Genomic DNA, 5,816 nt, shown 5'->3' with positions numbered 1-5,816 from the left:
CCTTCGAGACCTCGCAGCAACTCGCGCAGTTCGTCGCCGGTCCGGGCAGCACGCCCTACGATCTCGACGGCTTCAGCGCGCACATCCTGCCCGAAGATCGCGCCAAGGCTGATCTACGCGAACTGATTGAGGGCAAGCGCGACCGATCCTCGGTCGAATATCGCCTGCAGACCGCCAGCGGCGTGCACTGGATGCGCTGCGACCGGCGCCTGCTGCGCGACGAACATGGCCGGCCCGAAAAGTTGGTGGGCGTGACGATCGACCTGACCGAGGAGCACGAACGCCGCATCCGCGCCGAACTGGAGGCGACGACTGATCCGCTGACCGGCCTGCTCAACCGCCGCGGGCTCGAACAGCGGCTGGGAACGCTAGCGCCCGATCTTCCCTGCGGCGTCATGCTGGTGGACCTCGACGGATTCAAGCAGGTCAACGACACGCTCGGCCACGACGCCGGTGACGCGATCCTGGTCGAGGTCGCGGCGCGTCTGCGTCAGTCGGTGCGCCACGACGACCTCGTCGCGCGGCTCGGCGGTGACGAGTTCGCGATCGTGCTGGTCGATACCGACGTGACGAAGCTGGAGGCGCTCGCCGGACGAACCGTCACTGCGATGCAGCCTCGTTTCGCCGCGTGCGGCGACAGCGGATTGAGCGTCGGCGCCAGCGTAGGCGCGGCGTGGTCGGCCAACCCGTTCGTGACGCAACGCGCGGTGATGACGCGCGCCGATCGGGCACTCTATCAGGCGAAGGCGGCCGGTCGCGGAACCTGGCGCCTCGCTGCCTGAGCCTCAGGCGACCTTCGCGCGCAGTCGCAGCCGCAGGATCGCGTCGCTGCTCGCCATGAACAAGGTACGGCCGTCCTCGCCGAACGCGCAATTGGCGATCGGCTTGCCACGCGCGATCAGCCCCAGCTTGCGGCCATCGGGTGCCAGCACGTAAAGCCCGCCGGGGCCGCTCGCGAACAGGTGCCCGCTGCGCGCGACCTTCATCCCGTCGGGCAATCCCGGCAGACCGCGCCTGAATTCGGGCATGAAGTCGACGAGCTGGTGACCCTTACCGACGACGCCGCTCTCGGTCGACAGATCATACACGCGGATATCGGGCGCAGCCTCGTCGGAGCAGCCGATGTATAGCCGGTCTTGTGCCGGTGACAGCGCGATGCCGTTGGGACGCTTCAAGCCAGCGTCAAGCAGTTCGACCGCTCCGCCCGGCCGCAACCGGTACACACCGTTGAACGGCAGTTCCTTCAGCGGCGACGCATCACCATCGGTCAGCCCATAGGGTGGATCGGTGAAGTAGATCGTACCGTCGCGCGCGATCGTCAGGTCGTTGCAACTGTTGAACCGCTTGCCCTCATACTGACCGGCGAGGATCGTCTTGCGCCTGGTCGAAAGGTCGACCCGTGCGATCGCGCGCGTGCCCGAATCGGCCATCACCAGCGCGCCCGTCGCGTCGATCGCCAGCCCGTTCGCGCCCGCCTCACGAATACCTGCGGGTACGACGCCGCTCAGACCCGACGGCTTCAGGAACGGTCGAGCACCCGTGCGCGAGGTCCAGCGGTAAACAGTGTTGGCGGGCACGTCGGAGAACAGCAGGTAGCCGCCGTCCCGGTCGACCCAAACCGGCCCTTCTGCCCATTGAAAGGCGCGCGCGATCACCTCGACCGGACTCGTCGGATCGAGCAGTCGGTCGAGCGCCGGATCGAAGCGCGTGATCGTGGCGGCGCTCTCTGTCGCCAGCGACGGGCGCGCGGCAGCTGCCGCCGCCAGCATCGTCATACCACCCGCCAGCGCGGTCCGGCGCGTCATCGTCGTCATCGCACTCATCCTTATACCACCTCGACGGAGGTCGCGATCGAGGCGGACGGCATCGTCCCCTCACCCGCTCCCACCGTGCACCGCCCCCGTGCCCTGATGTCGGCCGACGAGCTGCCGACCATGACCTCGATCACGCCCGGCTCGATCACCCACTTGCCCGCCTTCCACAGCGCCACCTGCGCGTCGGTCAAGGCGAAGCGCACGGTCCGCCGCTCACCCGGCCGCAGCGTCAGGCGCGTGAAGCCGCGTAGCTCCGCCACCGGGCGCGCGACCGAGGCGACGGGATCGCGCAGGTACAGCTGAACCACCTCGTCGGCGACCATGCTGCCGTCGTTCGTCACCGCGACGCCGACGATCGTCGCGTCGCCGCGCCGCTCGATTGTAAGCGGGGCATAGCTGAAGCGCGCGTAGCTCAGCCCATGTCCGAACGGGAACAGCGGACCGATCGCCGCATCGTGATAGCGCGCGCTGTCGACCGACAGGTCGGGGTTGGCGGGGCGCCCGGTCGGCACGTGCGCGTAGCTCATCGGCAACTGCCCGGTCGTGCGCGGCATCGCGATCGGCAGGCGTCCCGCGGGCGAGACCTTGCCCATCAGCACCTCGACGATCGCTGGCCCGCTCTCCAGCCCGAGCAACCACGTCTCCAGTACCGCAGGGATGCCGGTGAGCGCGCGCTCGATCGCCAGCGGGCGTCCACCCATCAGGATCGCGACGACCGGCTTGCCCGCGGCGCGCACCGCATCGACCAGCGCCTGCTGCGTGCCCGGCAGACCGAGGTCGGAGCGGCTGCGCGCCTCGCCGGTCATGTCGTAATCCTCGCCGATCGCCAGCAGCACCACGTCCGCCGCCGCCGCCACCTTCGCGGCCGCGGCCGGGTCGGTGCCGGGATCGAACATCGCCTGCGGCAAGGCGCGTCGCAGCGTGATCACGTCCTCCGCCTGCCCGCGCGCTCGCCATGATCCCAGCGCCGACGCCGCATCGTCGGCGAGCGCGCCGATCAGCGCGATCTTCGCACCCGGCCTGATCGGCAGCACCGCGCCCTCGTTGCGCAGCAGCACGATCGACCGCGCCGCCGCGTCGCGCGCCTGCTCGCGGGCGAGTGGCGCCTTCTCCGCCGCCGCGTCACCGAAGCGGTACGGATCGTCGAACAACCCCAGCCGCGCCTTGGTGGTCAGGATGCACGTCACCGCCTGATCGATCAACGGCACGAGCGACGGGTCTGCCGCGACCGCGCTCGCCAGATGATCGGCGTAGGTGCTGCTCGCCATATCCATGTCGACGCCCGCACGCAGCGCCAGCGCGGCTGCCTCCGCCGGGGTCGCCGCCACACCGTGGTTGATCAGTTCGCGGATGGCATTCCAGTCGCTGACGACCAGCCCCTGATAGCCCCAATGTTCGCGCAATTCGCCGCGGACCAGCGCCTCGTTCGCGGTCATCGGCACGTCCGCCACGTCATTGAACGCGGTCATGAAGCTGCCGGACCCGGCGCGCATCGCGGCGTGGAACGGCGGCAGGTAAACCTCGTGCAGCGTTCGTTCGGACACGTCGGCGCTGTCGTAGTCGCGTCCGCCCGCGACCGCGCCGTAGCCGACGAAATGCTTCGTGCACGACAGCACGTGCCCCTTCGCCAGCGGCGCGTCCTTGGCGGAAGCCGGTCCCTCGATCCCGCGCACCTGTGCCTCCGCCATGCGGCTACCCAGATACGCGTCCTCGCCCGCGCCCTCGACCACGCGCCCCCAGCGCGGATCGCGTGCCACGTCGACCATCGGCGTGAAGGTCCAGTGCAACCCCGCCGCCCACGCCTCCCTGGCCGCGAGCGCGGCGGCGTGCTCCATCAACCCCGTGTCCCAGCTGGCGGCGAGCGCGAGGGGCACGGGCAAGGTGGTGCGATAACCGTGGATCACGTCCATCGCGAACAGCAGCGGGATGCCAAGCCTTGATTCTTCCACCGCGATCTTCTGCAATCGCCGCAACGCATCCGCACCGGCGACGTGCAGGAACGACCCCATCTCGCCGCGCCGCACCCGGTCGAGCATGCCCGCGTCCAGCCGCGAGTTGAGCGCACGCTGCCGCCCTCCCGCGATCTGATTCATCTGCCCGATCTTCTCAGCCAGCGTCATGCGCGACAGGAGATCGCGAATTCGCGCCGCGTGATCGGCGGTGACACGCCCAAAAGCGGCAGGCGCCCACGCACAACTTGCGAGCAGCGCAGTCGCCTTCATCACGTCGCGACGGTTCACCCGCACCTGCCCGGCCATCAACGTCTCCCCAGCGTTCGCCGGGCAGATAGCGCGCAGCCTGCGCCGTCGCGACCGGGTGATGGTCGTAGAAGCTGCGTTCACGTGAGCCCCGGACCTGCGACCTTGGTCCCGCTTTACGCGTTATCACACCGCCACCTACAGCCGCTCCGGCCCGAGCAAGAAGGAACCTGACCGCGTGACCCGAACCGATGACGAGGCGGCGGCACCACTCGCGATCATCGTCATGGGGGTCAGCGGATCGGGCAAGTCGACGCTCGCCAACTTGCTGGCGCGCGCGCTCGACTGTCCTTTTCTCGAAGGCGACGATTTCCACTCCGCAGCAGCGGTGGCGAAGATGCGTGCCGGCCACGCCTTGAGCGATGCGGACCGCTGGCCGTGGCTCGACCGGCTCGGCCACGCGCTCGGCGAGGCCGCGCGCACGAACGGCCGCGCGGTCGCGACCTGTTCCGCGCTTAAGCGTCGCTACCGCGACCGCCTGATCACCGCGGCGGGCGGGCGCGTACGCTTCGTCCTGCTCGACAATGATCGCGACGAACTGCTCCAGCGGCTCGAACAGCGCTCGGCGCATTACATGCCCGCCAGTCTGCTCGACAGTCAGCTCGACACGCTGGAACGCCCCGCCCCCGACGAGCCGGTGCTGGCACTCGATTCGCACCACAGCCCGCCCGAGCTCTGCCACGCCGCGGTCGCATGGCTGGCTCAGGCCTAGGGCATCAAGCGCTTTCGTCCTTCGGACAGATGCCACCGCATCGCCAGCGCCGCGCCATCGGCATCCTGCGCGCGGATCGCGTCGACGATCGTCTCATGTTCGCGCATCATCGCGCCGATCACCTCGGGTGGGCGCGACCGCGAAATGTCGACGCCCGCACGCATCACCTTTTCCACCTCGCCGACCAGCGCGTCGAACGCTGTCGCGAACGCCGGGTTCGCGGTCGCTGCAACGATGCTTCGGTGCAGATCCATGTCCTCGTCATGCGCCGGCGCGTCCGACAGCAGCGCGGTGCGCAGACGCGCCAGTGCCGCGTCGATCGCCGACATCTCCTCGCCCGATCGCCGCGCCGCCGCCAGTCGCGCCGCCTCCGCCTCCAGCACGAAGCGCACCTCGTAGGTGCCGAGCGTCGCGGGCAGGTCGGTTGCCGGCATGAACGCGAGCATCCGGTCGGACGGCCGGTTCTTCACGAACGATCCGGCGCCGCGTCGGGGTTCGGTGATGCCGTCGGAGGCCAGTCGCGCCAGTGCCTCGCGCACGATCGTGCGCGACATGCCAAACATCTCGGCCAGTCGTGCTTCCGACGGCAATCGATCGCCGACGCGCAGATCGTCGTCGTTGATGATCTCGACGATCGCCGTGTAGGCGCGGTCGGTCAGTCGTTCCTGCGCCACGCGCCCCCCTCCTCTTTTCGGATCAGAATAACGCGCTCGCCGCCAACACCAAGAGCAGCCCGGTGACCGAGATGACCGTCTCCAGCACCGACCAGGTTCGGAACGTGCCCGCGGTGTCGGTGCCCAGATAGCCTTTCACCAGCCAAAAGCCCGGATCGTTGACGTGGCTGAAGAACACCGAGCCTGCCCCGATCGCCAGCACGATCCACTCGGGCGCAACCCCGCTCGCCACGACGACGCCGGGCATGACGCCCGCGGTGGTGATCGTGGCGACCGTCGCGGAGCCCGTCGCCAACCTGATACAGACTGCGACGCCCCAGGCGAGCACGACCGGCGACACCGCCGCGCCGCTCGCGGC

5 protein-coding genes and 1 pseudogene are annotated in these 5,816 nt (G+C 69.3%); 2 read left to right on the top strand and 4 right to left on the bottom strand.

The features are described from left to right. Nucleotides 1-782, top strand: a 782-nt coding sequence (locus QZ847_RS14290) for a sensor domain-containing diguanylate cyclase (protein WP_294357590.1), incomplete at its 5' end; no start/stop codon positions are given. Between the two features lie 3 nt (nt 783-785). Here QZ847_RS14290 and QZ847_RS14285 read toward each other — a convergent pair. Together QZ847_RS14285 and QZ847_RS14280 are read right to left on the bottom strand one after the other, a co-directional pair. Next, complete coding sequence (locus QZ847_RS14285) at nt 786-1,814, bottom strand: SMP-30/gluconolactonase/LRE family protein (protein WP_294357588.1); 1,029 nt, start codon at nt 1,812-1,814, stop codon at nt 786-788. An 11-nt stretch (nt 1,815-1,825) separates the two neighbouring features. Beyond that, nucleotides 1,826-4,072: a glycoside hydrolase family 3 N-terminal domain-containing protein gene (locus QZ847_RS14280; protein WP_294357584.1), complete on the bottom strand. Its 2,247-nt coding sequence runs from the start codon at nt 4,070-4,072 to the stop codon at nt 1,826-1,828. Nucleotides 4,073-4,298: 226 nt separating this feature from the next. Between QZ847_RS14280 and QZ847_RS14275 the strand changes: the two genes are divergently transcribed. Further along, on the top strand, nt 4,299-4,784 hold the full coding sequence (locus QZ847_RS14275; RefSeq protein ID WP_294193294.1) for a gluconokinase: 486 nt from the start codon (nt 4,299-4,301) through the stop codon (nt 4,782-4,784). Here the strand turns inward: QZ847_RS14275 and QZ847_RS14270 are convergent. Then, nucleotides 4,781-5,458: an FCD domain-containing protein gene (locus QZ847_RS14270; protein ID WP_294357581.1), complete on the bottom strand. Its 678-nt coding sequence runs from the start codon at nt 5,456-5,458 to the stop codon at nt 4,781-4,783. The genes QZ847_RS14275 and QZ847_RS14270 overlap by 4 nt on opposite strands. 22 nt (nt 5,459-5,480) lie before the next feature. After that, nucleotides 5,481-5,816 (bottom strand): annotated as a pseudogene (locus tag QZ847_RS14265) (gluconate permease); the annotation flags it as partial.

The organism is uncultured Sphingomonas sp., from assembly GCF_913778135.1.
GTDB lineage: Bacteria > Pseudomonadota > Alphaproteobacteria > Sphingomonadales > Sphingomonadaceae > Sphingomonas.
This window is presented reverse-complemented; position numbering and strand designations above follow the sequence as displayed.

What these genes read in the sequence shown, in the direction of transcription:
- QZ847_RS14285 (WP_294357588.1), bottom strand. Translation starts at nt 1,814, where the DNA reads ATGACGACGATGACGCGCCGGACCGCGCTGGCGGGTGGTATGACGATG.
- QZ847_RS14280 (WP_294357584.1), bottom strand. Translation starts at nt 4,072, where the DNA reads ATGGCCGGGCAGGTGCGGGTGAACCGTCGCGACGTGATGAAGGCGACT.
- QZ847_RS14275 (WP_294193294.1), top strand. Translation starts at nt 4,299, where the DNA reads ATGGGGGTCAGCGGATCGGGCAAGTCGACGCTCGCCAACTTGCTGGCG.